Below are 25,800 nucleotides of genomic sequence, written 5' to 3'. Positions count from 1 at the left end.
AAACAAAAACCCCGTCATTCAGCGAATGGACGGGGTTTGGCGAATTTCCTGGCGGAAGCGGTGAGATTCGAACTCACGGACAGTTTCCCGTCGCTGGTTTTCAAGACCAGTGCCTTAAACCGCTCGGCCACGCTTCCACGCGAGGCGGCATTGTAACCGAAATGCCGCCGCTGTCGACCGGAGTCGGCTTCGCTTCAATCGTCGCGCAGGAACAATTCCTGCAGGTCGTTGAGGAAACGCTGGCCGAGCGGCGTCGGCGCGATCTGCGTGAAATCGCGCGTGATCAGCCCGCGCCGTTCCGCCTCCTTCAGCGCCGGCTCGATCGTGCTCATCGGCAGGCCCGTGCGTTCGGCGAAGCTGTGCACGGGGAAGCCTTCGACGAGCCGCAGCGTGTTCAGCATGAACTCGAACGGCAGGTCGCGCGCGCCGACTTCACGCTCTTCCTGCACGGCCGCGCCGGCCATCGCCTGCTCGATGAAGGTTGCCGGATGCTTGTAGCGTGCCTGCCGCAGGATCCGGTTCGGGAACGACAGCTTCGTGTGCGCGCCCGCGCCGATCCCGAGATAGTCGCCGAAGCGCCAGTAGTTCAGGTTGTGCTTGCACTGGTGATTCGGCTTCGCGTAAGCGGAAACTTCGTAGCGCCCGTAGCCGGCCTCGGCCGTGCGCGCGTGGATCCATTCCTGCATGTCGGCCGATGCGTCGTCGTCGGGGACGATCGGCGGGAACTTCGCGAACAGCGTGTTCGGCTCGAGCGTCAGGTGATACAGCGACAGATGCGGCGGCGCGAACGACAGCGCGGTCTCGATGTCCGTGCGGCATTCGTCGAGCGTCTGGTTCGGCAGCGCGAACATCAGGTCGAGGTTGAAGTTGTCGAAGTTCTTCGCGGCGATCTCGACGGCCGCGCGCGCCTGCGCGGTGTCGTGAATCCGGCCGAGCGCCTTCAGGTGCGCCTCGTTGAAGCTCTGGATACCGACCGACAGCCGGTTCACGCCGCTTGCGCGGAACTGCGCGAACTTCGCGGCCTCGAACGTGCCCGGATTCGCCTCGAGCGTGATCTCGGCATCGGCGTCGAGCGGCAGCAGCGCGCGCACGTCGGACAGCATCCGGTCGAGACCGGCCGCCGACAGCAGGCTCGGCGTGCCGCCGCCGATGAACACGGTATGCACCTGCCGTCCCCACACGAGCGGCAGCGCCTGCTCGAGATCGGCGCGCAGCGCGTCGAGATACTCGGTTTCCGGGAACCGTTCGCCTTTCCACTCGTGCGAGTTGAAATCGCAGTACGGGCACTTGCGCACGCACCACGGAAAATGCACGTACAGCGCGAGCGGCGGCAGCGACGTGAGCCGCACCTGTCCGGGTGACGTGAACGTCGCCACGACGCGCGCGCCGGTTTCCGCGGCCTGGCTCATGCGACCTCCCGCAGCGGATGGGTATCGGGCACGGTCATGCTTCCTCCGCGAGCCGCGCAAGCAGCGCCTTCAGCGCAAGCGCGCGATGACTGTGCGTGTTCTTCACGGCCGGCTCGAGTTCGGCTGCCGTCGCGCCGAGCGACGGCAGGTAGAAATACGGGTCGTAGCCGAATCCGTGCTCGCCGCGCGGCGCGTCGACGATCTCGCCGGCCCAGCGCCCCTCGGCGAACAGCGGCTCGGGATCGTCCGCATGGCGCACGAGCGCGAGCACGCAGCAATAGTATGCGCGCCGGTCGTCGACGCCGCGCAATTGCTCGACGAGATACGCGTTGTTCGCCGCGTCGCCGTTGTCGCGGCCGGCGCGCTGCGCGTAGCGCGCCGAATAGACGCCCGGCGCGCCGCGCAGCACGCGCACGCACAGACCCGAATCGTCGGCGATCGCCGGCAGCCCGGTGAGCCGCGACGCGTGCCGCGCCTTCGTCAGCGCGTTCTCGATGAACGTGCCGAACGGCTCGGCCGCCTCGGGCACCGCAAGGTCGCCCTGCGGGACGATCTCGATGCCGACCGTCGAGAACAGCGCGGTGAATTCGCGCAGCTTGCCGGGGTTGTTCGACGCGAGAACGATGCGCGACAGCGGCGCGATGGTGCGATCGTCAGGCATGGCCGGCGCCCAGGACGTCCTTCTGCAGTTGCACGAGCTCGGCGATCCCGCCCTGCGCGAGGTCGAGCAGCGCGTTCATCTCGGCGCGCGAGAACGGCACGCCTTCGGCCGTGCCCTGGACTTCGACGAAGCCGCCGGCGCCCGTCATCACGACGTTCATGTCGGTGTCGCAGCGCGAATCTTCCGCGTAGTCGAGGTCGAGCACCGGTGCGCCTTCGTACACGCCGACCGAGATCGCGGCGACGTGGTCGGTGAGCGGCGAGCGCGTGAGCTTGCCGGCCGCGATCAGCTTCGACACGGCGTCGTGCGCGGCGACGAATGCGCCGGTGATGCTCGCCGTGCGCGTGCCGCCGTCGGCCTGGATCACGTCGCAGTCGATGTGGATCGTGCGCGGGCCGAGCGCCTCGAGATCGAACACCGCGCGCAGCGCGCGGCCGATCAGGCGCTGAATTTCCTGCGTACGGCCCGTCTGCTTGCCGCGCGCGGCTTCGCGGTCGCTGCGCGTGTGCGTCGCGCGCGGCAGCATCCCGTACTCGGCGGTCAGCCAGCCTTGCCCGCGGTCGCGCAGGAATTCGGGCACGCGCTCGGCGACGCTCGCGGTGCAGAGCACCTTGGTGTCGCCGAATTCGACCAGCACGGAGCCTTCCGCATGTTTCGTGTAGTGGCGCGTGAGGGCGACCTTGCGCAGTTCGTCGGCGCGGCGGCCGCTCGGGCGGGAAAGGGAGGACGTCATGTGGGAATCGCGGAAGGAGAGGAAACCCCGATTTTAGCGCCGAACGGCGGGCTTGCCCGGCGGGGTGGTCCGCAAAAATGGGATAATGCGCGCTTCCCGCCCCGCGCTTGTCCGATGCGCCGGGCGCCTCGACATATCCCCGCCCGCGAGGGCAACCAGACGGCGAGACGAACCATGATCTACAGCATGACGGGCTACGCGAGCGCGACGCGCGAACTCGCAACGGCCACCGGCAACGGCGGCACCAGCGTGTCGGTCGAACTGCGCAACGTGAACTCGCGCTTCCTCGACCTGAATTTCCGGATGCCGGACGACGTGCGCGCGTGCGAACCCGCGCTGCGCGAAATGCTGATGAACAAGCTGTCGCGCGGCAAGGTCGACGTGCGCATCAACCTGCAGCGCGGCGAACAGAGCATCGGCGCGGGCGCGTTGAACCAGTCGGCGCTCGGCCAGCTTGCCGATCTCGAGCGCGCGGTGCTCGACTCGTTCCCGGGCGTCGGCCGCCTGCGCGCGGGCGAGATCCTGCGCTGGCCCGGCGTGATCGCGGAAAGCGGCGTGTCGGCCGACGCGATCCGCGACGCGGTGCTCGCATGCGGCAAGGAAGCGATCGGTGAACTCGTCGTCGTGCGTTCGCGCGAAGGCGCGCAACTGGCGACGATGCTGCTGTCGAACGTTGCAGAGATGGAAGCGATCGTCGCGCGCATCACGCCGCTCGTGCCGGAGCTGATCGCGAAGCATCAGCAGAAGATCGTCGAGCGGCTGCAGGAAGCGCTCGGCATCGCGGCGCCCGAAGGCAGCGCGCCGATCGTGACGCGCGAGGAAGCCGCGGAACGCATTCGTCAGGAAGTGACGATGTACGGGATCCGGATCGACATCGCGGAAGAGCTGTCGCGGCTCACCGCGCACCTGAACGAAACGCGTCATGTGATCGAGAAGGGCGGCCGCGTCGGCAAGCGTCTCGACTTCATGATGCAGGAGCTGAATCGCGAAGCGAACACGCTCGGCTCGAAGGCGGCGGCGAAGGAACTCGCCGACGCGTCGATGGCGCTCAAGCTGTTGATCGAGCAGATGCGCGAGCAAGTGCAAAACCTGGAGTAACGCAACATGATCGAATCCACTCACGACGGCCACGCCGCGCATTCGCTGCACGGCGGCGTCTATCCCGGCAACCTGTTCATGGTCGTCGCGCCGTCGGGCGCCGGCAAGTCGACGCTCGTGAATGCGCTGCTGTCGAAGGACAGCGACATCTGCCTGTCGATCTCGTACACGACGCGCAAGCCGCGCCCGGGCGAACAGGACGGCCGGCATTACCACTTCACGACCGTCGACGATTTCCGCACGCGTCACGCGGCGCACGAATTCCTCGAGAGCGCGGAAGTGCACGGCAACTACTACGGCACGTCGCGCGTCTGGATCGAAGAGCAGATGAAGAACGGCCACGATGTGCTGCTCGAGATCGACTGGCAGGGCGCATTGCAGGTGAAGAAGCAGTTCCGCAACGCGGTCGGCATCTTCATCCTGCCGCCGTCGCTCGACGCGCTCGAGGAGCGTTTGAAGAAGCGCGGCCAGGACGAGCCGAACGTGATCACGCGGCGTCTTCTTGCCGCCGGCAGCGAGATCGCGCACGCGTCGGAAGCGGAATACGTGGTGATCAACGAGAATTTCGAGCGTGCGCTCGCGGAGCTCGAATGCATCGTCGCGGCGACGCGCCTGCGCTTTGCTTCGCAGTACGCGCGACACGCCGAGCTGTTCATCGAGCTTGGCATCCATCTGCCCCACGCGGAATGACGCGGGGCACGAGGGACATAAGGTAGAATAAGCACTATATTCAGAAGGAATTACCAACATGGCTCGCATTACCGTCGAAGACTGCCTGAAGCAAATCCCGAATCGCTTCGAACTGGCGCTCGCCGCCACCTATCGCGCGCGGCAGCTCGCGCAAGGCCATACGCCGAAGATCGAAAGCCGCGACAAGCCGACCGTCGTCGCGCTGCGCGAGATCGCCGCCGGCCAGGTCGGCGTCGAGATGCTGAAGAAGGTGCCGGTGTAACGCGCATCCGGCCCGTTCCAGCCATGTAGTCCACGCGCGCAACGACTCGACCTGGAGGCGAATATGAGCACCACCCCATCGTCCGCCTCCGCGGATTCGACCACCGAAACCACGGCCCAGTCGCCTGCGCGCCAGTACATCGACGCGGTCCTCGAACAGTCCTTCCGGCATCTGTTCGGGCCGACCGCCACTCCGGAGCAGCCGCGCAAGCATGGCGTCGTTTCGATCGCGAAACTGACGGCCGCGCTTGCCGAGTATCTCGCTCCGGACGAAATCAAAGAGGTCAAGGCGGCGTTCCACTTCAGCGACGAAGCCCACCTCGGTCAATACCGCCAGAGCGGCGAACCCTACATCACCCATCCCGTCGCCGTCGCGGAAATCTGCGCCGGCTGGAAGCTCGACGCGCAGGCCGTGATGGCCGCGCTGCTGCACGACGTGATGGAAGACCAGGGCGTGACCAAGAACGAGCTGGCCGAACGGTTCGGCCCGAAGGTCGCCGAACTGGTCGACGGCCTGTCGAAGCTCGACAAGATGGAATTTCGCAGCCGCGAGGAAGCGCAGGCGGAAAACTTCCGCAAGATGCTGCTTGCGATGGCGCGCGACGTGCGGGTCATTCTCGTCAAGCTCGCCGACCGCCTGCACAACATGCGCACGCTCGGCGCGGTGCCGATGGAAAAGCGCCGCCGCGTCGCGCGGGAAACGCTCGACATCTACGCGCCGATCGCGCACCGGCTCGGGTTGAACAACACGTATCGCGAGCTGCAGGACATGAGCTTCGCGAACTTCAACCCGCATCGCTACGCGACGCTCGAGAAGGCCGTGAAGGCCGCGCGCGGCAACCGCCGCGAAGTGATCAGCAAGATCCTCGAGGCCGCGCAGCGCGCGATGGCCGACGCGAAGATCGACGCCGAGATCACCGGCCGCGAAAAGACGATCTACAGCGTCTACCGCAAGATGCGCGACAAGCAGCTGTCGTTCTCGCAGGTACTCGACGTGTACGGCTTTCGCGTCGTCGTCGACAGCCCGCTCGACTGCTACACGTGCATCGGCGCGCTGCACTCGCTGTACAAGCCGGTGCCCGGCAAGTTCAAGGACTACATCGCGATCCCGAAGATCAACGGCTATCAGTCGCTGCACACGACGCTCGTCGGCCCGTTCGGCGCACCGATCGAGTTCCAGGTGCGCACGCGCAAGATGCACGAGATTGCCGAGGCGGGGGTCGCCGCGCACTGGCTGTACAAGAACGGCAGTGCGGATCTCAGCGACGTGCAGAAGCGCGCGCACCAGTGGCTGAAGTCGTTGCTCGACATCCAGAGCGAAGCCGGCGATTCGAGCGAATTCCTCGAGCACGTGAAGATCGACCTGTTCCCCGACGCGGTCTACGTGTTCACGCCGAAGTCGAAGATCATGGCGCTGCCGCGCGGCGCGACGGCGCTCGATTTCGCCTATTCGATCCACAGCGATCTCGGCAACCAGTGCGTGGCCGTGAAGATCAACAACGAGCTGCTGCCGCTGCGCACCGAGTTGAAGAGCGGCGACATCGTCGAGGTGATCACCGCGCCGTACTCGAAGCCGAACCCGGCATGGCTCGGCTTCGTGCGTACCGGCAAGGCGCGCTCGGCGATTCGTCACTACCTGAAGACGATGCGCCTGAACGAATCCGTGCAGCTCGGCGAGCGGCTCGTCGACCAGAGCCTGAAGGGCTATGGTCTCGCGCTGGCCGACGTTGCGCCGGAGGTGTGGGAAAAGCTCGTGCAGTGGACGGGCAACAAGAGCCGTCAGGAAATTTTCGCGGACATCGGCCTCGGCCGCCGCGTCGCCGCGGTGATGGCCAAGCGCATCGAGGTGTTGATGAGCGGCCGCGACGCGGACGACGACCTGCCGAAGTCCGAGCGGCATCCGGCGCATCATGCGCCGCCGGTCGTGATTACCGGTACCGAGGGGATGTCCGTGCAGTTGTCGGCATGCTGCCGGCCGATTCCGGGCGACGCGATCATGGGCTACATCGGCATCGGCCTGGGGATGGCGATTCATACGACCGATTGCCGCGTCGCGCAGCGCATCCATCGCCGCGATCCGGGCCGCTGGATCGACGTCGAATGGGCGCCGCAGCCGGGCCGACTGTTCGATGTGGCGGTGAAGGCGCTCGTGAAGAACACGAAGGGCATCTTTGCGCGCGTCGCGGCGGACATCACGTCGGCCGACGCGAACATTGTCCATATCGCGATGGACGAGGATCTGACGCACGAATCGACGGTGCTGCGTTTCGTGATCCAGGTCAGCGATCGCGTGCATCTCGCGAACGTGATGCGGCGCGTGCGAACCAATCCGGACGTGATGCGGATCATGCGCGAGCGCTCGACCGACGACGGCGCGCATGCGCGCCACGACGGCGGCATGCGCATCGAACGCGAGCGGCAGGATTATTGACGCGTACCCTCGAGGGCGATCGTTCAACGGCGGCTGATGGCCGCCGTTTTCATGTGCGTTGTGGAGCGAAGGTGCGGCCTTGCCGGCGCTCTTCCGAAGCGCGTCGGGCGCTCGCAAATCGGGGCGCGAGTGACGGGAGAGGCGAGACAGAAAAGAAAAAGGGCCTTCCCGGAGGAAAGCCCTTTTAAGGTGGCGCGGCTGGCAGGATTCGAACCCACGACCCCTTGGTTCGTAGCCAAGTACTCTATCCAACTGAGCTACAGCCGCACGCAAAACGGTACTGCTTCAACTGTCGGAACCTTCTGCGATGGGAAGGCCCCCAAAAAGGTGGCGCGGCTGGCAGGATTCGAACCCACGACCCCTTGGTTCGTAGCCAAGTACTCTATCCAACTGAGCTACAGCCGCACGCAAAACAAAACACTACTACTTCGAACTGAAAGGGCCTTCGGTTTGGAAGGCCCTCGAAAAGGTGGCGCGGCTGGCAGGATTCGAACCCACGACCCCTTGGTTCGTAGCCAAGTACTCTATCCAACTGAGCTACAGCCGCACGCAGAAGCGAAATTATAGCAGGGTTGTATAAAAAGGGAAGCCTTATTCGCGAATTACGCGGCGCGACCTTGGCGGGGCGCCCTTCGTGTACCCTTGGAGCATCAGTCATCCACGTGTTGAATCTGCATCATGAACAAGGCGTTTGTCAAAGAGTCGGACGGTGACGACGACGATCTCGACCAGGCTCAACCCGCGATCCCCGCGGGCGCGAAGAACTACATCACGCCGGCCGGCCACAAGCGGCTGCGGGATGAGTTGCTGAACCTGATCGACGTCGAGCGCCCCGAGGTCGTGCGGCTCGTGTCGTGGGCCGCGTCGAACGGCGACCGGTCGGAGAACGGCGACTACATCTATGGCAAGCGGCGGCTTCGCGAGATCGATCGCCGCATCCGCTTCCTGACGAAGCGGCTCGATCTCGCCGAAGTCGTCGACGCGAGCCGTCAGGAGAATGTCGACCAGGTGTTCTTCGGCGCAACGGTCGATTACGAGACGCCGGACGGTGAGGACCACACGGTCACGATCGTCGGGATCGACGAGGTCGATCTCGACCGCGGCTGCGTCAGCTGGATTTCGCCGGTCGCGCGTGCGCTGATCAAGGCGAAGATCGGCGATACCGTTACGCTGATGACGCCGGCCGGCCCGCAGCCGATCGACATACTCGACGTTCGCTATCCGGCACCGGGCGCCTGAGCGGCGGCCCACGTATTCCGGCAAAGAAAAAGCGCCCCGGCGGGGCGCTTCGTCATCCGGCGCGAAGCCGATGCGCCGGTCGCTCAGAAGCGATGGCGCAGGCCGGTCGTCACCGCGATCTGCTTGTTGGTCGACGATGCGGCACCCAGCCCGTTGATGTTGGCGCCGATCGGCAGGCCGTCCGCCAGTACCCGCTGGTATTCGCCCTGCAGGTAGACGTCGGTGCGCTTCGACAGCGCATAGTCGGCCTGCAGGTTGAACTGGTGCCAGCTCGGCTTCTGGCCGTCGAGACGGCCGTCGGTGTACGTGTACGAGCCCGCGAGCGACAGCGCCGGCGTGAGCGCGTAGCGGCCGTTCAGTTCGTAGTTGTTGAAGCGGGTGCCGCCCGCCAGCGGAATGCCGCCCGACACGCCGGATTGGCCCGCGCTGATGCCGGCCGAATTGGTCAGGCGCGTCTGCGTGAACACGAAGCCCGCGGTCGCCGGCCCGAACGTGTAGTTGAGGCCCCCGCCCCAGGTGCGCTGGCGGCTGGCCGCGAAGGTCCAGTCGCCGGCGACCGCGCCCGGATCGGTTGCCGCGAGCGCCAGCGAATTGATGTTGTTGTTCAGCTGCATGTACGCGGCCGCGACGTTGAAGCCCATGAAGCTGTACGACGCGCCGACGCTGTACGCGCGGTTGTTCGAGAAGCTGGACGAATTCGAGAAGCCGTACAACGCGCCGAACTTCAGCCCGTTGTAGTTCGCGCTCTGGTACTTGACCGAGTTGTTGATCCGGAACGAGTTGTTCAGGTTGTCGTTGTCGAACGGATGCGCGAACTGGGTGCCGCCGTACTGCGTGCCGGTCAGCGACAGCGGCCCGAGATAGTCGACGACGCTGTCGTACTGGCGGCCAAGGGTCAGCGAGCCGTAGCTGTCGTGCGCGAGGCCGACGAACGCTTGCCGGCCGAATTCGCGGCCGTTCTGCTTCAGCGTGCCGTTGTTGATGCCGAAGCCGTTTTCCAACGTGAAGATTGCTTTCAGGCCGCCGCCGAGATCCTCGGTGCCGCGCAGGCCCCAGCGGCTGCCGTTGATCGAGCCGCTCGTTTCCTGCCAGGCGCTGTGGCCGTGCTGGTTGTTCGTGTAGGTAATGCCGGCGTCGATCAGTCCGTATAGCGTGACGCTGCTTTGCGCATGGGCGACGGTCGCGAACGCGCCCGACAAGGCGGCGGCGATCAGGGTCTTTTTCATGGATTTGTCTCCAAACAGGATGATATCGATCGAACCTGCTGCGGGCATCGGCGGCGGCAAATCGTTGCGACGCCGAATTAGTGGGCATGGGAGCCCTTGTCGGAAATCCACTTGCAGTGTACGGAGCGGGCCGGGTGCGAAGGAAAACTGCTTTAAGCAATACAGTATTCTGGAATGCGCAAAAATGGATGGGCGCGCTGGAACCCATGTCCATCAAGGTTTTGCGGCAGCGCAGCGAACGGGGGAGGCAATCAGGAGTGCGTAGTGGGCGTTGCGCGATCGCGACAGACGCTCAACGAAGGACCTCGGAGGCGTTAGCGCGATTATTGACGCTTCGGCAATAGAGGTTTGTGTGGAGCATGGCTAATGAAAGGTTGTTCTCTCGCTATACTGCGATCTCTGCTTTCCGAAGCAGACTTTTTCGTTGACGGAAAAGATCTCCAAACCTTTGTCGGCGCGACTTCCCAGTCGCGCTTTTTTTTTGCCCGCTTTCCGTGTGCTATTGCGCGTACGAGCGTCGCTTCTTGCGCTTGCCCGTCGGCGCAGCTTCCTCGGTTTCGGTGTGCGGCGGCGTATAGGTCCAGTCTTCCATCACGTAGTGACGTGCGTCCAGCGGCGATGCGAGCAGGTTCTGCCAGTGATCGCCATGCCACGTCGTATCGAACTCGGTGTCGCACGGCGCTTCGCGAGCAGACTCGGCCAGGGCGCGGGACTTGCGACGTACGCGTCCGAGCCGGCTCGCGAAGCGCTTGATTCCGTCCAGCCACATGACCTTCTCCTTCCTTTCGGCGTTACATCAGCATCGCAACGTCCCCGGATTTCCGCAACCCGGAAAAAACCCGAGGATTTTACCGAGTCGATTTGTCCCCGGTAGGATTTTCATGGCCGAGATTATTGATGATCCGATCCCGGTAATATTGACAGGTTTGTGATGCGAATCAATTTATAAAAGGCGATGGTGTACCGATTCCAACGGCATTAGCGCTTTTTTGATAAAGAGGTCGTCAAAAATTTTCTTGACGCACCCGGATTGTCCAATTTATAAAGTCAGCACTCCGTCCTCGGGCGGCGTGCTGGTGCGGGTGCTGGCGCAATGTTTCGGGATTTCGGGAAACGGCTATAAAAATAGCTTTTTTGATCTAAACGAGTGGGGAACGAAGACATGGATACCGGTATCGTGAAATGGTTTAACGATGCTAAAGGCTTTGGCTTTATTACGTCGGACAATGGCGGTGAAGATTTGTTTGCGCACTTTTCCGAAATCCGGATGGACGGCTTCAAGACGCTGAAGGAAAACCAGCGTGTTTCATTCGACGTGAAAGTCGGGCCGAAAGGCAAGCAGGCAGCGAATATCCAGGCGGTCTGACGCGCCACGCATTGCCGATCACGTCCGGCCCCCGCATGGCGGGGGCTTTTTGTTTTCCGGGGGCCGATCGTTCCCGTCCGTGCTGGCGGCAAACACGCGTGCCGGTGCATACTCACGGAAGCATCGTTTCCGTGTCTTTTCATGTCCGATTCCCGCCTGTCCGATCCCGCCAGCGAACAACCGCTCGTTTTCGTCGACCTTGAAACCACCGGCGGCTCGTCCGCCGAGCACCGCATCACCGAAATCGGCGTGGTCGAAATCGGCCCGTTCGGCGTGTCGACGTGGACGACGCTCGTCAATCCGGGCCAGTCGATTCCGCCGTTCATCCAGCAACTGACGGGCATTTCGGACGCGATGGTGCGCGACGCGCCGTCGTTCGCGTCGCTCGCGCCGGCGCTGTTCGAGCGACTCGACGGCAAGCTGTTCGTTGCGCACAACGCGAGTTTCGATCGCGGTTTCCTGCGCGCCGAATTCGAGCGTGCCGGCTTCGCGTTCAATCCCGATGTGCTGTGTACGGTGCGGCTGTCACGCGCGCTGTTCCCGCGCGAATCGCGGCACGGGCTCGATGCGTTGATCGAACGGCATGGTCTCGTTCCGGCTGCGCGCCATCGGGCGCTCGCGGATGCCGATCTGCTCTGGCAGTTCTGGCGTCAACTGCACGACATCGTGCCGCTCGAGCGGCTGCGCGACCAGATCGCGCGTACGACGCGCCACTTCCGTCTGGCCGGCGATCTGACCGAAGCCTGGCTCGACACCGCGCCGGCCGGGTGCGGTGCATATGCGTTGTTCGGGGAGGGTGACGCAGCGCTGTATGTCGGTCGCAGCGTGCGCGTGCGGCAGCGGCTGCGTGCGCTGCTGACGGGCGAGCGGCGCTCTTCGAAGGAAATGCGGCTCGCGCAGCAGGTGCGGCGTGTCGAATGGCACGAGACCGGCAATGAACTGGGCGCGATGCTGGCCGAAGCGCAATGGATCGCTCGGCTGCGTCCGTCGTACAACCGGCGTCCGGCGGCCGATACGGCCCGTGCGGGCGGTGCGCCTTGGCCGTTCGAGGGCGCCGTTGTGTTCGAGGCGAACGGCGAGCGCCGCCTGTTTCATGTGATCGACGGCTGGCGTTACCTCGGTTCGGCCGAATCGCTCGATGCGGCCGCGCGGCTCGTGGCCGACGCGGCGGACGGCACGTTCGAACCCTTTACTCATCGCCTGCTGCAGACGCATCTCGCGCGTGGGCTTCAACTGATTCCGCTTGCTGCGCTGACGCCCGCGGGTTGAGCCCAGCGGTGCAATCCACGCCTGCGGTGCCTGCCTGCCGCGTCAGCCGATCGCGCTTGCGCCGCCGGCCGAACAGACATGCGACAGCGCAGTGTCGAGCGCCCGCGTCTGCGTCGAGTCGTAGCGTGTGAGCGTCTTCCAGTTCGCGATGCTGCGAGCAAGTCGCGCCTGGCAATCGGGCGCATCGCGCAGCGGCGCGACTTGCGCGAGACCCGCGAGCATTTTCTGCGTCAGCCGGTCGAGCGCCGGGCGCGTGCTGGTCGCGAGATCGGGCGGTGTGCCCTCGGGCGGCCGCGTCGCGCGCCAGGTCGCGAACAGTGCGTTCTGTACGTCCTTGCTCGCGGCGATCTGATCCTCGAAGAACGTCCGTGCGAACGCAGGATCGACGCCGGCCTGTGCCGCGCGCTTCTCGACCGACGTGAGCAGTGCCGCTTCGCGTGGCTGGTCCTCGATCGCCTTGTGATTCGCCCATTTCCATCGCGCGACCGGTTCGGCGAGCGCGAGGCGCTGTGATGCGAGCGCGACGACGTTGGTGAGGGCGGTGTCATCGCCGTCTGCGCTGGCGATGCGTGGCGACGAAAAGAGGGCGACGCCGAGCGCGGCGACAGCGACGCTGGCACGAATGGCTTGCTTCATCGGAATGATCGGGAGAGCCGGGTGGGCCGGACGTGGAAAACCAGAAGAATAGACGAAGACAGTCGCGCGGCGTAGCGACGCGACAGAAGAATCAGCAGGCGAACTGATCCGGCACCGTCAGGCTGTTGCGGCCCGGGTGCGACGCGAATTGCGCGCGATGCGCAGCGATGAACCGCACGATAGCGATGATCGACACGTAGCGGTTACAGAACCGAACAGGCGGTCACTTCGGCGAGTACAGCTTGTGCTGCTCGTCGAAGAATGCCCGGACGTGCTCGGGCAATTCGGCGAGGAATTCCACGCCGACGGGTTCCGGATCCGGGCTCATCACTTGCTCGGGCGGTGGCATGCGAGTTGGTCTTTCGTCCATGGTTGTTTCTCCAGCAGGTTCGATGATTATCAACCTCGTGCTTGGATTTGTGCCAGAGGCGAATCGTTAGATTTTGTCTCTGTTGTATTAACGGCACATGCGCTGCGATGCCGACTATTGCGTCCTGAGCGATCGGCAACGATCGGGCCGCTTGTTATACTTGCGCGCACTTTTTCCTGGACCGCGATGAAACGAACGACGCGATGGATCGGCCTTGTATGGCTGGCGCTGGTACTGAACGTACTGTCGCCCGTCATCGGCTATGCGCGTCTTGCGTCGAGCGGCTCCGGCGAGCTCACGCTCGAGTTGTGCAGTGCAGCGGGCGCCCGCCAGGTCGTGCTCGCGCAGTCGGGCGACGACCGCGACACATCGTCGTTCGATCATGCCGGCGTGCCGCACTGCGTGTACTGCCCGGGCTTCGCGGCGAACGTCGCACTCGGCGCGAGCTTGCCCGCAATGCCGGGCTTCGTACGGACGTTCGCCTACCGCGCGGCCGCCCCGGCCGTTCCCGATTTCCCCCGCAAGGGCATTCGTCTCGCGCAGCCGCGTGCCCCGCCTGAAAACGCCCCGATCTGATTGATGTCGTTCGCGCGCCCGGTGGCGCGCGTGCCGCCCGCGGCCGGGCCCGCGCGCCGCGCCGTTCGTGCGCGGCGCGTCCGCTCGTGTCCGGCGGCGTCCGATCACGTTTTCAGGAATTCACTCATGTCGTCTACCTTCGCCGCGCGGTCGTCGCGCGGCCGGCTCGCACTCGCGTGCGCGGCCGCTTTCGCGTGGCCAGCCGCCCACGCGGCCTCACCGGATGATGCACGCAACGATCCGGCCCGCAACGGTATCGATCGATCCGTCGGAGCCGCGCCGGCCTCTGCTGTCGCAGCCGCGTCGGCTGCCACGGCCGGCGATACGCTGACCGCCGTCAGCGTGACCGCGCAGCGGCAACCCGTCGATCCGGACACGCCGGCCGTCGTCGAGTCGATCACGCGTGAGCAGATCGATACGCATACCAACGTTACCACCGAGGACGCGCTGAAATACGCACCGAACCTGATGGTTCGCAAGCGCTATATCGGTGACCGCAACAGCGTGTTCGCGGGCCGCGACTTTAACGAACTGCAGAGCGCGCGTGGGCTCGTCTACGCCGACGGCGTGCTGTTGTCGAACCTGCTTGGCTCGAGCTATGCGTATCCGCCGCGCTGGTCGCTGATTCCGCCTGACGACATCGCGCGCGTCGACGTGCTTTATGGCCCTTTTTCCGCGCTGTATCCCGGTAACTCGATCGGCTCGACCGTGCTGCTCGCGACGCGCCGCCCGGAAAAACTCGAGGCGTCGCTGTCGACGCAGTTCTTTACGCAGCGCTACCACGACGGCTACGGGTTCGCGGACAGCTTCGGCGGCAATCACCAGACCGCGCGGGTCGCGAACCGCGTCGGCCGGTTCTGGTTCGCACTGTCGCTCGACCGGCTGGAGAACGACGGGCAGCCGATGCAGTACGCGAGCCCCAATCCGGCCTACAACCCGAAGCTGGGCGCTGCCGTACCCGTGACCGGCGCCGCGACCGACATCGGGCCCAACGGCAAGCCGCGGACGATCGTCGGCGCGCAGACGATCGAGCGGACCGAGCAGCTCAACGAGACGGTCCGGATGGGCTACGCGTTCACCGACCATGTCGACGCGACGCTCACGCTCGGGCATTGGGAGAACCATTACCGGCAGCACGGCGAATCCTTCCTGCGCGATGCGGCCGGCAATCGGGTGTACGGCGGCAACGTGTCGATCGGCGGCCGGAACATGACCATCGCGCCGAATGCGTTCGCGCCGCAGCGCGGCGACCAGGAGAACTGGCTGTATGCGCTCGGCCTGAACGGCCGGCTCGATTCCGGCTGGCGGCTGTCGGGCGTCGTGTCCGCGTACGACGTGTCGCGCGACGTGCTGCGCGCGGCGTCGACCGTGCAGGGCGGCGCGGGCACGCTGTTCCAGGGCGATGGCACGGGCTGGCGCACGCTCGACCTGAAGGCCGAGGCGCCGGAAGTGAAGGGCCACACGTTCACGTTCGGCTATCACTACGACAATTACTTCCTGCGCAACGTCACATACAACACGGCCGATTGGCTGGCCGGGCCGACCACGTCGCTGTCGAGCGTCTATCGCGGCGATACGCGCACGCAGGCGCTGTTCGGGCAGGATGCGTGGCGCTTCGCGCCGGGCTGGCTCGCGACGCTTGGGCTGCGCTACGAGCGCTGGGATGCATACGGCGGCGCGCTCGGCAACGCAGCCGGCACGCTCGGCTATGCGGACCGCGGCGCGAACGCGCTGTCGCCGAAAGTCGCGCTGCAATGGGACGCGACGGAGGTCTGGCGCTTCCGGCTGTCGTTCGCGACCGGCACGCGATTCCCGACGGTCGGCGAGCTGTTCCAGGGCACGATCTCGAACAACGCGATCGTCAACAACAACCCGAGCCTGCGGCCGGAAAAGGCGATCGACTGGGACTTCACGGCCGAACGCGACGTGGGCGTCGGCGTCGTGCGCGCCAGCGTGTTCCAGAGCGACCTGCGCGATTCGATCTACAGCCAGACCACCGTGTCGGGCGCGTCGACCGTCACCAACATCTCGAACGTCGACCGCGTGCGCGTGCGCGGCGTCGAACTCGCGTTCGGCGGCGAGAACGTCGGGTTGAAGGGGCTCGCGATCGACGCGAACGTATCGGCGAGCAACGCGCAGATCCTTGCCGATGCCGCGAATCCCGCGTATGTCGGCTCGCGTTTTCCGCGTATTCCGCGCATGCGCGCGAACCTGCTCGCGTCGTATCGCTTCGACGAGCACTGGCTCGCGAGCGTCGGCGTGCGCTATTCGGGCCGCCAGTTCAACACGCTCGACAACAGCGACGTGAATCCGGACGTCTACGGCGGCACGAGCTCGTTCACGGTCGTCGACCTGAAGGCGCGCTACCGCTTCGACCGTCACTGGACCGCTTCGGTCGGCATCGACAACCTGACGGACCGCCGCTACTACGTGTTCCATCCGTATCCGGGCCGCACTTTCTATGGAGAACTGAAATGGTCGCTGTGAAATCGTTCGCGGCCGGTGGTGCGCTGTGGTTCGCGGTGCTCGATGCGGGATGGAGAGGGGAAATGCCGTGCACCGTGTGGATCGGGCGCGATGGCGTACGCGAAGCGCGCTGCGGGTTGCTGACGGCCGACGTGCTCGGCGGCTGGTCGCGGCGCGTGAGGCGCTGAACGAGCCGGCGGCGCGCGGTGAACGGGCCGCGCGCCGGCCTGATGCGGAAACGCGCCCGAAGGCGCGTGGAGAGAAGCGTCAGGCCGCTCGCTTGAATAGCCGGATCACGAACAGCAGGATCACCGCGCCGATGACCGCGACGATCACCGAGCCGATGAAGCCGCTGCCGATGCTGATGCCGAGGAGCCCGGCGAGCCAGCCGCCGATCACCGCGCCGACGATCCCGACGATGATGTCGACGATCAGCCCGAAGCCGCCGCCCTTGACGAGCACGCCGGCAAGCCAGCCGGCGATCGCGCCGATGATGAGCCACATAATCAAGCCATGAGTCATGGTGGTCCTCTCCTTGAGTTGAGTCGAAATGACCGGACTTCGGCTGTCGCGCCGCAAGCTGGGTGAAGGCGGCGTTGCGACCCGCCGCGCCGCCCCCGCAATGTAACGCGATAGGCGGGTCAGGATCGTTAAGTAATGTTATGCACCCTCAAGCGGATTTTCCAGGGAATTCGTCTGCCTACGGCGCGGCGCGTGCGCGGACGATGCATGGCGCAATGAATCCGTAAGAATCGGTCGTCGATAAAGTCCGTCAGTCAGGAACCGTGCCTTTCGTGCGTCGATGCTTGCATGCCCGCATCGGGCAGTCCGTCGCCTGCGACGGCGATCAGCCGCGCGACGGTCGCGGTGTCGCCGATCGCCTCGATCGACAGCAGTGCGAAACGGGCGAGAAAGAGCGATGCGCCGGCTTCGCCGATACGGGTCATCGTTCGGAACAGGTCGGTATAGGGCGTGTCGCGTTCGGCGTCGGTCATCATGCGGCATCCTAAGGATTGGTCGATGCATGCGGACGGAGCGCGCGTTCGAGCGCGGCGGCCACGTCGTCGGAGCGAGCGTCTTGCCCGCGGCCGAGTACATGTTCGTCAGTGCGCCCCAGGTTGACGGTGCCGTCGCGCGCACCGTACATGTCGAACAGCCGGCCGCCGTCGTCACGGCCGACACCGGCCGGTTGCCGCGGCATCGCGTGTCGTGCGAGCGTGCCGAATGCGAACGGCATCCGCGCATCGTGCAGGCGTCGTTCGAGATCGGCCAGCGCCCGGATCGGACACCCCATCGAGCGTGAAGCAAAACGCGGTGAAGCGGCGCGACGAGATCGGTCAGGTGACCGTGCCGAGTGTGGTTGCCGTGTTGCGGGGAGAGGGCGGAGTGGTCCGGCGACTGCAATCGCCGGAGCGCGACGCGGAGAGAAGGCGGGCCGCGCGATTTCGGCGCCGGAAAAGAGAAAAGGTCTGACAAGCGATGCTTGTCAGACCTTTATGTCTTGGTGCCGGAGATAGGAGTCGAACCTACGACCTTCGCATTACGAATGCGCTGCTCTACCAACTGAGCTACACCGGCAGCAGAGAAATGAGATTATATGGTCAAATCCGAGATCTTGGCAATAGGTTTTGCGAACTTTTTTTCAGCTTGCTACTGCTGCTGCTTCGCGAAACCATCGATCCGGCGGACTTCCCGCTTTCACTTCACTGCAATGCGGCCGGTCAGGGCCACATCGCGAGGCGCGATTGTACTTGCGTCGCGCATCTCCGTCCAGTGCTGCAGTGCAAATTATTCGGCTTCGTCGTGATAGCCGGTAACGCGCTCGACTTCGTTCTTCGAACCGAGGAACACGGGCACGCGCTGGTGCAGGCCCGTCGGCTGCACTTCCATGATGCGCTGCGTGCCGGTCGTCGCGGCGCCGCCCGCCTGTTCGACGATGAACGACATCGGATTCGCTTCGTACATCAGGCGCAGCTTGCCCGGGCGATCGGGCGTGCGCTTGTCGGCCGGGTACATGAAGATGCCGCCGCGGTTCAGGATCCGATGCACGTCGGCGACCATCGATGCGATCCAGCGCATGTTGAAGTTGTCGCCGCGCGGGCCGTCCTTGCCGGCGTTCAGCTCGTCGACATAGCGCTTGACCGGGTCGTACCAGTGGCGCGCGTTCGATGCGTTGATCGCGTATTCGCGCGTGTCGGCCGGGATCTGCATGTTGCTCTGCGTGAGCACCCACGAGCCGACTTCGCGATCGAGCGTGAAGCAGTTCACGCCGTTGCCGGTCGTCAGCACGAACACCGTTTGCGGGCCGTAGACGGCGTAGCCGGCCGCGACCTGCTGCGTGCCGGGCTGCAGGAACGATTCCTCGGTTGCCAGCTTGCCGTCCGGGCAGCGCAACACCGAGAAGATCGTGCCGATCGACACGTTCACGTCGATGTTCGACGACCCGTCGAGCGGATCGAACACGAGCAGGTATTCGCCGCGCGGGTAGTTCGCGGGGATCGGGAAGAACGTTTCCATTTCTTCCGACGCCATCGCGGCGAGGTTGCCGCCCCATTCGTTCGCGTCGAGCAGGATCTCGTTCGACAGGATGTCGAGCTTCTTCTGCACTTCGCCCTGGACATTCTCGCTGCCGGCGGTACCGAGCGCTTCGCCGAGCGCGCCCTTCGACACGTTGTAGCTGATCGCCTTGCACGCGCGGGCGACGACTTCGATCAGCAGGCGCAGGTCGGCGGGGAGGTTGTTGGTCTCACGTTGCTGTTCGATCAGGAACTTCGACAGCGTGGTGCGGCGGGCAATGGACATGACAGACTCCGAAAGGCCAAAGAATCCTTGAATTGCCGCAATTTTACCCGTCGCGCCTCGCGTGCCGCCGGCTTTTTTCGTCCGGTTACAAGGCCGGGCGGCCGGATCGGCCCGGTTTCCGGCGTCGGCGACGGGCGGAGCGCACATCGCCGCAGCGGCAAACCGCGCGGTCAGACCCTGCGATTCCGCTCGGTTCCAGCCGCACTCGCGCAATGAAAAAAGCCGACGCCGCGTCACGCGGCACCGGCTTTATCGCGCGGGCGCGATGCGGTCGCTTGCGTCAGGCGAGCGCCTTCTCGACGATCTCGCGCACGTCGCGCGATTTCGCGCCGGCGGCAACCTGCTCGAGCGCTGAGCGCATCCGGTCGCGCAGCGCGGGCGTGAAGCGACGCCACAGTTCAAGCGAGCGCGCGAGGCGCGCCGCGACCTGCGGGTTGATCGCGTCGAGCGCGAGCACCTGTTCGGCCCAGAACGCGTAACCCGAGCCGTCCGCCGCATGGAACTGCGCGGGGTTGGCCGCGCAGAAGCTGAAAATCAGCGAGCGCGCGCGGTTCGGATTCTTCAGGTTGAACGCGGGGTGCGCGAGCAGCTTGCGAACCTTCGCGAGCGTCGGCTGCGCGGGTGTGCCGCGTTGCGCAGCCTGCATCGCGAACCACTTGTCGATCACGAGAGCCTCCTTCTCGAAGTGACGGTAGAAGTCGTCGAGCGCATGCTCGGCCGGCTCGCTCGCCCCTGCGGCGGCCGCGGACAGCAGCGCGCCGAGCGCAGCCGCGCGATCGGTCATGTTGTTCGCCGCGTCGTACTGGGCCGTGGCGAGGCGCACGGCATCGGCCGGATCGTCGAGCTCGGCGAGATACGCGAGCGCGAGGTTCTTCAGCGCGCGGCGGCCCGAGGCTTCCGGCGTCGGCTCGTAGGCGCCGGGCGTCTGGTGCTGCTCGTACGCGGCAAGCCAGTCGGCGCGCAGCGCGGTCGCGAGCTGGCGGCGCACGAACAGGCGCGCGCGATGCACGGCAGCCGGATCGGCCTCTGCCATCTGATCGGCGAGATAGGTTTCCGACGGCAGCGTCAGCGCGAGTTCGCGGAACGCCGGCGACAGGCTTTCATCGGTCAGTACGCGACGGAACGCGGCGACGAAGTTCTCGCCGAGCGTGAGCGGCTCGTTCGCGGCAGCGCGCGACGCGAGCGTCAGCAGCGCGCGCGTCGCGAGGCGCTGGCCGGCCTCCCAGCGGTTGAACGGGTCGCTGTCGTGCGCGAGCAGGAAGGCGAGATCGTCGTCGCTGTAGTCGTACTCGACGATCACCGGCGACGAGAAGTTGCGCAGCAGCGACGGCAGCGGCGCTTCCGGCACGTCGACGAACGTGAAGGTCTGCTCGGTTTCAGTGAAATCGAGCACGCGCGTCGCGCCCGATGCGGCGGCTTCGCCGTCCAGGCGCAGCGGCAGGTCGCGCCCGTCGCGGCCGATCAGGCCGATCGCGAACGGAATCAGGAGCGGCCCCTGCTGCGTTTCGCGCGCGGCCGGCGACGCGTCGCCGTAGCCCTGCGCGAGCGTGACCGTATAGCGGCGCGCGGCTGCATCGTACGCGGTGCGCACCGACACGCGCGGCGTGCCGGCCTGGCTGTACCAGCGCTCGAACTGCGCGAGGTCGCGCCCGTTCGCATCGGCCATCGCGTGACGGAAGTCGTCGCAGGTCACCGCATGGCCGTCGTGGCGCTTGAAGTACAGGTCCATCCCCTTGCGGAAGCCGTCGCGGCCGAACAGCGTCTGGTACATCCGCACGACTTCCGAGCCTTTCTCGTAGACGGTCATCGTGTAGAAGTTGTTGATCTCGACGTAACTCTCCGGGCGCACCGGGTGCGCCATCGGGCCCGCGTCCTCGGCGAACTGCAGCTGGCGCAGCACGCGCACGTCCTCGATGCGCTTGACCGCGCGGGCCGCCGATTCGACGTCGTCGCCCGCGGCCATGTCGGCCGAGAATTCCTGGTCGCGGAATACCGTCAGGCCTTCCTTCAGGCTCAGCTGGAACCAGTCGCGGCAGGTCACGCGGTTGCCCGTCCAGTTGTGGAAGTACTCGTGGCCGACCACCGATTCGATGTTCGCGAAGTCGGTGTCGGTCGCGGTCTCGGGGTTCGCCAGCACGTACTTCGTGTTGAAGATGTTGAGCCCCTTGTTTTCCATTGCGCCCATGTTGAAGTCGCCGACCGCGACGATCATGAAGCGGTCGAGATCGAGCTCGAGGCCGAAGCGCTTTTCGTCCCAGCGGATCGAGTGGATCAGCGAATCCATCGCGTGACGCGTCTTGTCGAGATCGGCCGGCTCGACCCACACCTGCAGCAGTTTCTCCTTGCCCGAGCCGGTCGTGATCTTTTCCTCGATCGCGACGAGCTTGCCCGCGACGAGCGCGAACAGGTAGCTGGGCTTGCGGAACGGGTCTTCCCATTTCGCGAAGTGGCGGCCGTCGGGCAGATCGCCCGAATCGACGAGGTTGCCGTTCGACAGCAGCACCGGGTACGCGGCCTTGTCGGCGCGCAGCGTGACCGTGTACGAGGCCATCACGTCGGGGCGGTCGAGGAAGTAGGTGATGCGGCGGAAGCCTTCGGCTTCGCATTGCGTGAAGAAGTTGCCGCTCGACACATACAGGCCCGACAACGTCGTATTCTGGTCGGGCGCGCATGCGCTTTCGAGCGTCAGCTCGAATGCGTCGGGGACGTTCTCGACGGTCAGCCCGTGCTCGTGCGCGCGCACGGCACCAAACGGCGCACCATCCAGCCGTGCGTCGAGGAATTCGAGCGCCTCGCCCATCAACTCCAGGTGCGGCGCGGGCGCGGCGTCCGGATTGCGGCGCACGCGCATCGTATTCCTGACGATCGTGCGAGCCGGCGCGAGATCGAATTCGAGCGCGACGGAATCGATGAGGAAGGCCGGCGGCGTGTAGTCGGCGCGGCGGATCACGGTGGAGGAGGCGTTGTCGGACATGGTCGTCGAGATCGGTGGAGTGGGGGACGGGCCCGCGGCACGGGCCGGGCGAACCGGGCCATTGTACAAAGGCTTGCGGCTGCGTGCCGCGCGAACTTTTTACCGGTTCCGGCAGTCCGCGTATTATCGGCATCCCGTCCGGTTCGCGCGGTGCGACGAACGGGTGACGGATCGACGAGGATCAACATGAAACGCGAATGGATTTTTCGCGGTACGGGCTGGGCGGCGGCGCTGTGCGTGGCGCTGCTGACGGGCTGCACCAGCTACGTGACGACCCAGGTCACGGCCTTCTCCGACTGGAGCGGCAGCGACGCGACACGCACCTATGCGTTTACGCGCACCGAGGCGCAGAAGAACAGCATCGAGCAATCGACCTACGAGCCGATCGTCGCGAGCGAGCTGTCCGCGTATGCGTTCCGGCAGGTGCCGCAGGCGCAGGCGCGGTATCTCGTCGGGCTGACCTATGCGGTCGGCAGCGATCTCGTGACGGTGCCGCAACCCGTCTACTACGATCCCTGGTTCGTCGGGCCGGGGCCGTACTGGCGGCGCGGGCCGTGGGGCCCGTGGGGGCCCTGGGGGCCGATGCCGGCCGGCTACGTCGCGCAGACGTACCAGGTGTTCGACTACACGCTCGGCATCCGCATCACCGAGCGCGCGACGGGCAAGGAGGTTTACAACGTGTCCGCGCGCACGACCGGCGACAACGGCACGCTGCTGTACGCGATGCCGTTCCTTGCGCGCAGCGCGCTCGCCGATTTCCCGCTGTCGAACGGCGCGGTCCGCTCGGTCCGGCTGCCGGTCGACAAGCGCGGCGGCCCGGCGGCGCCGGCCGCCAACGAGCGTGCGGTGCCGGCTGCGCCGGCTTCGGGCGCGGCGGTCGCGAAGTAACGCTGCGTCAGCAACGGCGCGGCCGCCCGGCCGCCCGGCCGCGCCGGCCACCTCCGTCCGTCAGACCCCGACGCCCAGCAGCGCCAGCGCGCCGAGCACGACGAACAGCACGGCCGCGATCCCGTGCACGAGCTTCGTCGGCAGACGGTGCGCGAAGCGGTCGCCGAGCAGGATCGCCGGCACGTTCGCGAGCATCATCCCGAACGTCGTGCCGGCCACGACGCCGATGTAGTCCTGGAAACGCGCGGCCAGCGCGACGGTCGCGATCTGCGTCTTGTCGCCCATTTCCGCGAGGAAGAACGCGACGAGGGTCGCGCCGAACACGCCGAGCCGCGAACGGTTGGCATTGGCTTCGTCGGCATCGAGCTTGTCCGGCACGAGGATCCACAACCCCATCGCGATGAACGAGAACGCGAGCGCCCAGCGCATGATCGACGGCGTGACGAGCGCGCCGAGCCATTCGCCGAGCGCGCCGGCGAAACCGTGGTTCACGAGCGTCGCGACGAGCACGCCGAGGATGATCGGCACCGGCTTGCGATAGCGCGCGGCCAGCACGAGGGACAGCAGTTGGGTCTTGTCGCCGATTTCAGCGAGGGCGACGGCGCCGGTGGAAATCAGGAAGGCTTGGGACACGTATGGGGTTCCGCGGGCCGATGTTGTGCGTGCGAGCGACGATCCACGGCGCGCCGGGCCCTGATGCGGCGCACTGTGAACCATCGGTCTCGCCAGGCCTAGGTGGCTGCGTCCGCCATGGCCGAACGGCCAAGTCTGTTGACGGACGCCTCCGTCACGATGAGCGCTGGGGGCGCGAGGCATCGAGCGGAGCGGCTACTCCCCAATGAGCGGCGAATTCTAGCACGGTGTGTCGCGGGCGGGAAAGCGGCCGGGTAGGGTTGCGAGGCGCACTGGGACACGATCGGCGCGTGGCGCCTTCGGCTACCCGGCATGCGCGGCGGTGGACGCGTCGCCGCGCATGCCGGGACGGAAGCCCGGCGGGCAGTTACGCTGCGGCCGCGCGGCGGGCCGCGCCGCGTTCGTGGACGAGCTTGCCCGCCGCATAGGTGCGGTACACCGCGCGGTCGTCGCCGAGCAGCGCCAATGCGAACAGCAACTCCTCGAGCGAATCCGCGCGCTTCGTGCGGCGCGCGAGCAGCGGCGTGGCCTGCGGATCGAGCACGACGAAGTCGGCCTCGGTGCGCGGCGCGAGCGTGCCGACCGTGTCGGCGAGGTCGAGCGCCTGCGCGGCGCCGGCCGTCGCGAGCCAGAACATCCGCGTCGCGCTCAGGTGGTGGCCCGACAGCCGCGCGACCTTGTGCGCTTCGTTCATCGTTTGCAGCATCGAGAACGACGTGCCGCCGCCGACGTCGGTGGCGAGCGTGACGGGCACGTCGTATTCGCCGGCCTTGTCGAAATCGAACAGCCCGCTGCCGAGGAAGAAGTTCGACGTCGGGCAGTGCGCGACGACGGTGCGCGTCTCGGCCATCCGGCGGCGGTCCTCGTCGTCGAGGTGGATGCAGTGGCCGTACACCGCGCGCGGCCGCAGCAGCCCGTAGCGATCGTAGATGTCGAGATAGCTGCGGTGGCCGGGGAACAGCTCGGCCACCCATTTCACCTCGTCGACGTTTTCCGCGACGTGGCTTTGCACGAACACGTCCGGATGGCGGCGCGCGAGTTCGCCGCACGCTTCGAGCTGCGCCTCGGTCGACGTCGGCGCGAAGCGCGGCGTGAGCGCGTACATCTGGCGGCCCTTGCCGTGCCAGCGGCCGATCAGCTCGGCGCTGTCGTCGTAACCCGATTGCGCGGTGTCGCGCAGGAATTCGGGGCAGTTGCGGTCCATCAGCACCTTGCCCGCGATCATCCGCAGGTCGCGCGCGTCGCTCGCCGCGAACAGCGCGTCGGCCGACTGCTTGTGCACCGTGCAGTAGACGAGCGCGCTCGTCGTGCCGCAGGCGAGCAGTTCGTCGACGAAGAAGTCGGCGACTTCGCGCGCATGCTCGGGATCGCCGAACTGGCGCTCGGTCGGGAACGTGTACTTGTCGAGCCACGGCAGCAGGCCCGGCGCCGGCGACGCGATCATGTCCGTCTGCGGATAGTGGATGTGCGTGTCGATGAAGCCGGGCACGATCAGCTTGTCGCGCAGGTCATGGACGATCGCGTCGCGCGCGAGCGTCGCGGCGAGCTGCGCATACGGACCGGCCGCGACAACCTTGCCGTCGTCGACGATCAGGAGGCCGTCGGTCTCGTAGTTCGCGGCCTGGCTCGATTTAGCCGGGTCGCCGTTGAAGGTCAGCAGTTGGGAACGAAAAGCGGTTTGCGTCATGACGAATGGCCCTGCATCAAGGTAAGGCGAACAGAAGAAAGCGATCGACGCCGCGCGGGCGACGGCATGGACGGCGCCGCCCGCGCGGCTGCCGGGCGCCGCTTCGCGAGTCGCCGCGACACACTGCGTGCGGCGCGTCCGGATGCGATTGCGCAAGCGCTCGTGGCGGCCGCGGCCGCCAGCGCGTGATTGCCCGCGAATCTCGCAGCGTTGGCGATCGCGACCGATGCGGCGGCGAACGGGACGGCAAGCCGCGACCGCACGCGCCGGCGGGCGGCGAACGCGTTGAACGCGTTCGCGCCGGGTGCATGCAAGCGTTCGGCTCGACGCAGGGCCGGACCGGGAGTCGCGAAGCGGATGCCGTTACCGTGTTTCATCTGTCCAG

Annotated in this window: 25 protein-coding genes, 5 tRNA genes, 1 pseudogene and 1 riboswitch; of the genes and pseudogenes, 11 read left to right on the top strand and 20 right to left on the bottom strand. The window is 66.0% G+C overall.

Annotated features, from left to right (window positions below; genetic code table 11):
• Positions 1-49: 49 nt before the first annotated feature.
• The 4 genes from ACNQQL_RS08300 to rph form a co-directional block, all read right to left on the bottom strand.
• A tRNA-Ser gene (locus ACNQQL_RS08300) sits at positions 50-137 on the bottom strand.
• A 57-nt stretch (positions 138-194) separates the two neighbouring features.
• A complete protein-coding gene (gene hemW, locus ACNQQL_RS08295; protein ID WP_072436099.1) occupies positions 195-1,409 on the bottom strand; it encodes a radical SAM family heme chaperone HemW in 1,215 nt (404 codons plus the stop codon).
• A gap of 34 nt (positions 1,410-1,443) precedes the next feature.
• The gene (gene rdgB / locus ACNQQL_RS08290; protein WP_175963677.1) at positions 1,444-2,070 is read right to left on the bottom strand and encodes an RdgB/HAM1 family non-canonical purine NTP pyrophosphatase; all 627 of its coding nucleotides are present in this window, start codon (positions 2,068-2,070) and stop codon (positions 1,444-1,446) included.
• Complete coding sequence (gene rph, locus ACNQQL_RS08285) at positions 2,063-2,803, bottom strand: ribonuclease PH (protein ID WP_072436097.1); 741 nt, start codon at positions 2,801-2,803, stop codon at positions 2,063-2,065. Before rph ends, rdgB begins: the two co-directional genes overlap by 8 nt.
• 174 nt (positions 2,804-2,977) lie before the next feature.
• Here rph and ACNQQL_RS08280 point away from each other — a divergent pair, with 174 nt between their 5' ends.
• The 4 genes from ACNQQL_RS08280 to ACNQQL_RS08265 all read left to right on the top strand — a co-directional run bounded on the left by ACNQQL_RS08280 (position 2,978) and on the right by ACNQQL_RS08265 (position 7,283).
• Entirely contained in the window at positions 2,978-3,901 is a 924-nt protein-coding gene (locus tag ACNQQL_RS08280; protein ID WP_347063797.1) for a YicC/YloC family endoribonuclease, read from the top strand.
• A gap of 6 nt (positions 3,902-3,907) precedes the next feature.
• Entirely contained in the window at positions 3,908-4,591 is a 684-nt protein-coding gene (gene gmk, locus ACNQQL_RS08275) for a guanylate kinase (protein WP_072436096.1), read from the top strand.
• Positions 4,592-4,649: 58 nt separating this feature from the next.
• Positions 4,650-4,853 (top strand): DNA-directed RNA polymerase subunit omega, encoded by a 204-nt coding sequence (gene rpoZ, locus ACNQQL_RS08270; RefSeq protein WP_006025620.1) that lies wholly within the window; start codon positions 4,650-4,652, stop codon positions 4,851-4,853.
• Positions 4,854-4,916: 63 nt separating this feature from the next.
• Positions 4,917-7,283, top strand: coding sequence for a RelA/SpoT family protein (locus ACNQQL_RS08265; RefSeq protein WP_072436095.1), 2,367 nt, complete (start codon positions 4,917-4,919; stop codon positions 7,281-7,283).
• A 190-nt stretch (positions 7,284-7,473) separates the two neighbouring features.
• On the opposite strand, the gene ACNQQL_RS08260 is transcribed toward ACNQQL_RS08265, so the two are convergent.
• The 3 genes from ACNQQL_RS08260 to ACNQQL_RS08250 all read right to left on the bottom strand — a co-directional run bounded on the left by ACNQQL_RS08260 (position 7,474) and on the right by ACNQQL_RS08250 (position 7,830).
• Positions 7,474-7,550, bottom strand: a tRNA-Arg gene (locus tag ACNQQL_RS08260).
• A 61-nt stretch (positions 7,551-7,611) separates the two neighbouring features.
• A tRNA-Arg gene (locus ACNQQL_RS08255) sits at positions 7,612-7,688 on the bottom strand.
• A 65-nt stretch (positions 7,689-7,753) separates the two neighbouring features.
• Positions 7,754-7,830 (bottom strand) — tRNA-Arg (locus tag ACNQQL_RS08250).
• Positions 7,831-7,961: 131 nt separating this feature from the next.
• Here ACNQQL_RS08250 and greB point away from each other — a divergent pair.
• Positions 7,962-8,522 carry a transcription elongation factor GreB gene (gene greB / locus ACNQQL_RS08245; protein ID WP_072436094.1) on the top strand — a complete coding sequence of 187 codons (561 nt, stop codon included), beginning with the start codon at positions 7,962-7,964 and terminating at the stop codon, positions 8,520-8,522.
• An 83-nt stretch (positions 8,523-8,605) separates the two neighbouring features.
• Here greB and ACNQQL_RS08240 read toward each other — a convergent pair whose 3' ends face one another.
• Complete coding sequence (locus tag ACNQQL_RS08240) at positions 8,606-9,748, bottom strand: porin (protein ID WP_072436093.1); 1,143 nt, start codon at positions 9,746-9,748, stop codon at positions 8,606-8,608.
• 499 nt (positions 9,749-10,247) lie between these two features.
• On the bottom strand, positions 10,248-10,517 hold the full coding sequence (locus ACNQQL_RS08235) for a hypothetical protein (RefSeq protein WP_072436092.1): 270 nt from the start codon (positions 10,515-10,517) through the stop codon (positions 10,248-10,250).
• Positions 10,518-10,910: 393 nt separating this feature from the next.
• Between ACNQQL_RS08235 and ACNQQL_RS08230 the strand changes: the two genes are divergently transcribed.
• Complete coding sequence (locus tag ACNQQL_RS08230) at positions 10,911-11,114, top strand: cold-shock protein (RefSeq protein ID WP_006476615.1); 204 nt, start codon at positions 10,911-10,913, stop codon at positions 11,112-11,114.
• A gap of 141 nt (positions 11,115-11,255) precedes the next feature.
• The gene (locus tag ACNQQL_RS08225; protein ID WP_204425969.1) at positions 11,256-12,383 is read left to right on the top strand and encodes an exonuclease domain-containing protein; all 1,128 of its coding nucleotides are present in this window, start codon (positions 11,256-11,258) and stop codon (positions 12,381-12,383) included.
• A gap of 42 nt (positions 12,384-12,425) precedes the next feature.
• Here the strand turns inward: ACNQQL_RS08225 and ACNQQL_RS08220 are convergent, their stop codons facing one another.
• Complete coding sequence (locus ACNQQL_RS08220; protein ID WP_072436090.1) at positions 12,426-13,019, bottom strand: chorismate mutase; 594 nt, start codon at positions 13,017-13,019, stop codon at positions 12,426-12,428.
• Positions 13,020-13,242: 223 nt separating this feature from the next.
• Positions 13,243-13,347, bottom strand: a complete 105-nt coding sequence (locus ACNQQL_RS08215) for a chorismate mutase (protein ID WP_162484450.1) — start codon at positions 13,345-13,347, stop codon at positions 13,243-13,245.
• 228 nt (positions 13,348-13,575) lie between these two features.
• On the opposite strand from ACNQQL_RS08215, the gene ACNQQL_RS08210 reads away from it, so the two are divergent.
• The 3 genes and pseudogenes from ACNQQL_RS08210 to ACNQQL_RS08200 form a co-directional block, all read left to right on the top strand.
• Positions 13,576-13,965 (top strand): DUF2946 domain-containing protein, encoded by a 390-nt coding sequence (locus ACNQQL_RS08210; RefSeq protein ID WP_072436089.1) that lies wholly within the window; start codon positions 13,576-13,578, stop codon positions 13,963-13,965.
• Positions 13,966-14,091: 126 nt separating this feature from the next.
• The gene (locus ACNQQL_RS08205) at positions 14,092-16,452 is read left to right on the top strand and encodes a TonB-dependent receptor (RefSeq protein WP_347063796.1); all 2,361 of its coding nucleotides are present in this window, start codon (positions 14,092-14,094) and stop codon (positions 16,450-16,452) included.
• 32 nt (positions 16,453-16,484) lie between these two features.
• A pseudogene (locus tag ACNQQL_RS08200) lies at positions 16,485-16,619 on the top strand (TlpA family protein disulfide reductase); the annotation flags it as partial.
• A gap of 79 nt (positions 16,620-16,698) precedes the next feature.
• Here the strand turns inward: ACNQQL_RS08200 and ACNQQL_RS08195 are convergent.
• From ACNQQL_RS08195 to pepN, 6 genes are all read right to left on the bottom strand, one after another.
• Positions 16,699-16,953, bottom strand: coding sequence for a GlsB/YeaQ/YmgE family stress response membrane protein (locus ACNQQL_RS08195; RefSeq protein WP_034182994.1), 255 nt, complete (start codon positions 16,951-16,953; stop codon positions 16,699-16,701).
• 254 nt (positions 16,954-17,207) lie between these two features.
• Positions 17,208-17,429, bottom strand: a complete 222-nt coding sequence (locus tag ACNQQL_RS08190; protein WP_347063795.1) for a hypothetical protein — start codon at positions 17,427-17,429, stop codon at positions 17,208-17,210.
• 8 nt (positions 17,430-17,437) lie between these two features.
• Complete coding sequence (locus tag ACNQQL_RS08185; RefSeq protein WP_347063794.1) at positions 17,438-17,725, bottom strand: hypothetical protein; 288 nt, start codon at positions 17,723-17,725, stop codon at positions 17,438-17,440.
• Positions 17,726-17,933: 208 nt separating this feature from the next.
• Positions 17,934-18,009: transfer RNA gene (locus tag ACNQQL_RS08180), tRNA-Thr, on the bottom strand.
• Between the two features lie 210 nt (positions 18,010-18,219).
• On the bottom strand, positions 18,220-19,233 hold the full coding sequence (locus tag ACNQQL_RS08175) for a class 1 fructose-bisphosphatase (protein ID WP_072436087.1): 1,014 nt from the start codon (positions 19,231-19,233) through the stop codon (positions 18,220-18,222).
• Between the two features lie 280 nt (positions 19,234-19,513).
• A complete protein-coding gene (gene pepN / locus ACNQQL_RS08170; protein ID WP_347063793.1) occupies positions 19,514-22,207 on the bottom strand; it encodes an aminopeptidase N in 2,694 nt (897 codons plus the stop codon).
• Positions 22,208-22,393: 186 nt separating this feature from the next.
• On the opposite strand from pepN, the gene ACNQQL_RS08165 reads away from it, so the two are divergent.
• The gene (locus tag ACNQQL_RS08165; protein WP_347063792.1) at positions 22,394-23,095 is read left to right on the top strand and encodes a DUF4136 domain-containing protein; all 702 of its coding nucleotides are present in this window, start codon (positions 22,394-22,396) and stop codon (positions 23,093-23,095) included.
• A 60-nt stretch (positions 23,096-23,155) separates the two neighbouring features.
• On the opposite strand, the gene ACNQQL_RS08160 is transcribed toward ACNQQL_RS08165, so the two are convergent.
• From ACNQQL_RS08160 to ACNQQL_RS08150, 3 genes are all read right to left on the bottom strand, one after another.
• Positions 23,156-23,728, bottom strand: a complete 573-nt coding sequence (locus ACNQQL_RS08160) for a TMEM165/GDT1 family protein (RefSeq protein ID WP_021163944.1) — start codon at positions 23,726-23,728, stop codon at positions 23,156-23,158.
• Positions 23,729-23,806: 78 nt separating this feature from the next.
• Positions 23,807-23,944: riboswitch (yybP-ykoY riboswitch) on the bottom strand.
• A 151-nt stretch (positions 23,945-24,095) separates the two neighbouring features.
• Positions 24,096-25,415, bottom strand: coding sequence for a guanine deaminase (guaD, locus tag ACNQQL_RS08155; RefSeq protein ID WP_347063791.1), 1,320 nt, complete (start codon positions 25,413-25,415; stop codon positions 24,096-24,098).
• Entirely contained in the window at positions 25,412-25,792 is a 381-nt protein-coding gene (locus ACNQQL_RS08150) for a hypothetical protein (RefSeq protein WP_347063790.1), read from the bottom strand. Before ACNQQL_RS08150 ends, guaD begins: the two co-directional genes overlap by 4 nt.
• Positions 25,793-25,800: the final 8 nt, after the last annotated feature.

It is taken from the genome of Burkholderia sp. LFS061 (assembly GCF_047978125.1).
In the GTDB taxonomy this organism is placed as follows: Bacteria; Pseudomonadota; Gammaproteobacteria; order Burkholderiales; family Burkholderiaceae; genus Burkholderia; species Burkholderia pyrrocinia_C.
The sequence above is the reverse complement of the archived record's forward strand: the minus strand, read 5'-3'. Positions and strand labels throughout refer to the sequence as shown.

Excerpts from the sequence above, each read along its gene's own strand:
- hemW (WP_072436099.1), bottom strand. The coding sequence starts at position 1,409 with ATGAGCCAGGCCGCGGAAACCGGCGCGCGCGTCGTGGCGACGTTCACG.
- rdgB (WP_175963677.1), bottom strand. The coding sequence starts at position 2,070 with ATGCCTGACGATCGCACCATCGCGCCGCTGTCGCGCATCGTTCTCGCG.
- rph (WP_072436097.1), bottom strand. The coding sequence starts at position 2,803 with ATGACGTCCTCCCTTTCCCGCCCGAGCGGCCGCCGCGCCGACGAACTG.
- ACNQQL_RS08280 (WP_347063797.1), top strand. The coding sequence starts at position 2,978 with ATGATCTACAGCATGACGGGCTACGCGAGCGCGACGCGCGAACTCGCA.
- gmk (WP_072436096.1), top strand. The coding sequence starts at position 3,908 with ATGATCGAATCCACTCACGACGGCCACGCCGCGCATTCGCTGCACGGC.
- rpoZ (WP_006025620.1), top strand. The coding sequence starts at position 4,650 with ATGGCTCGCATTACCGTCGAAGACTGCCTGAAGCAAATCCCGAATCGC.
- ACNQQL_RS08265 (WP_072436095.1), top strand. The coding sequence starts at position 4,917 with ATGAGCACCACCCCATCGTCCGCCTCCGCGGATTCGACCACCGAAACC.
- greB (WP_072436094.1), top strand. The coding sequence starts at position 7,962 with ATGAACAAGGCGTTTGTCAAAGAGTCGGACGGTGACGACGACGATCTC.
- ACNQQL_RS08240 (WP_072436093.1), bottom strand. The coding sequence starts at position 9,748 with ATGAAAAAGACCCTGATCGCCGCCGCCTTGTCGGGCGCGTTCGCGACC.
- ACNQQL_RS08235 (WP_072436092.1), bottom strand. The coding sequence starts at position 10,517 with ATGTGGCTGGACGGAATCAAGCGCTTCGCGAGCCGGCTCGGACGCGTA.
- ACNQQL_RS08230 (WP_006476615.1), top strand. The coding sequence starts at position 10,911 with ATGGATACCGGTATCGTGAAATGGTTTAACGATGCTAAAGGCTTTGGC.
- ACNQQL_RS08225 (WP_204425969.1), top strand. The coding sequence starts at position 11,256 with ATGTCCGATTCCCGCCTGTCCGATCCCGCCAGCGAACAACCGCTCGTT.
- ACNQQL_RS08220 (WP_072436090.1), bottom strand. The coding sequence starts at position 13,019 with ATGAAGCAAGCCATTCGTGCCAGCGTCGCTGTCGCCGCGCTCGGCGTC.
- ACNQQL_RS08215 (WP_162484450.1), bottom strand. The coding sequence starts at position 13,347 with ATGAGCCCGGATCCGGAACCCGTCGGCGTGGAATTCCTCGCCGAATTG.
- ACNQQL_RS08210 (WP_072436089.1), top strand. The coding sequence starts at position 13,576 with ATGAAACGAACGACGCGATGGATCGGCCTTGTATGGCTGGCGCTGGTA.
- ACNQQL_RS08205 (WP_347063796.1), top strand. The coding sequence starts at position 14,092 with ATGTCGTCTACCTTCGCCGCGCGGTCGTCGCGCGGCCGGCTCGCACTC.
- ACNQQL_RS08195 (WP_034182994.1), bottom strand. The coding sequence starts at position 16,953 with ATGACTCATGGCTTGATTATGTGGCTCATCATCGGCGCGATCGCCGGC.
- ACNQQL_RS08190 (WP_347063795.1), bottom strand. The coding sequence starts at position 17,429 with ATGATGACCGACGCCGAACGCGACACGCCCTATACCGACCTGTTCCGA.
- ACNQQL_RS08185 (WP_347063794.1), bottom strand. The coding sequence starts at position 17,725 with ATGGGGTGTCCGATCCGGGCGCTGGCCGATCTCGAACGACGCCTGCAC.
- ACNQQL_RS08175 (WP_072436087.1), bottom strand. The coding sequence starts at position 19,233 with ATGTCCATTGCCCGCCGCACCACGCTGTCGAAGTTCCTGATCGAACAG.
- pepN (WP_347063793.1), bottom strand. The coding sequence starts at position 22,207 with ATGTCCGACAACGCCTCCTCCACCGTGATCCGCCGCGCCGACTACACG.
- ACNQQL_RS08165 (WP_347063792.1), top strand. The coding sequence starts at position 22,394 with ATGAAACGCGAATGGATTTTTCGCGGTACGGGCTGGGCGGCGGCGCTG.
- guaD (WP_347063791.1), bottom strand. The coding sequence starts at position 25,415 with ATGACGCAAACCGCTTTTCGTTCCCAACTGCTGACCTTCAACGGCGAC.
- ACNQQL_RS08150 (WP_347063790.1), bottom strand. The coding sequence starts at position 25,792 with ATGAAACACGGTAACGGCATCCGCTTCGCGACTCCCGGTCCGGCCCTG.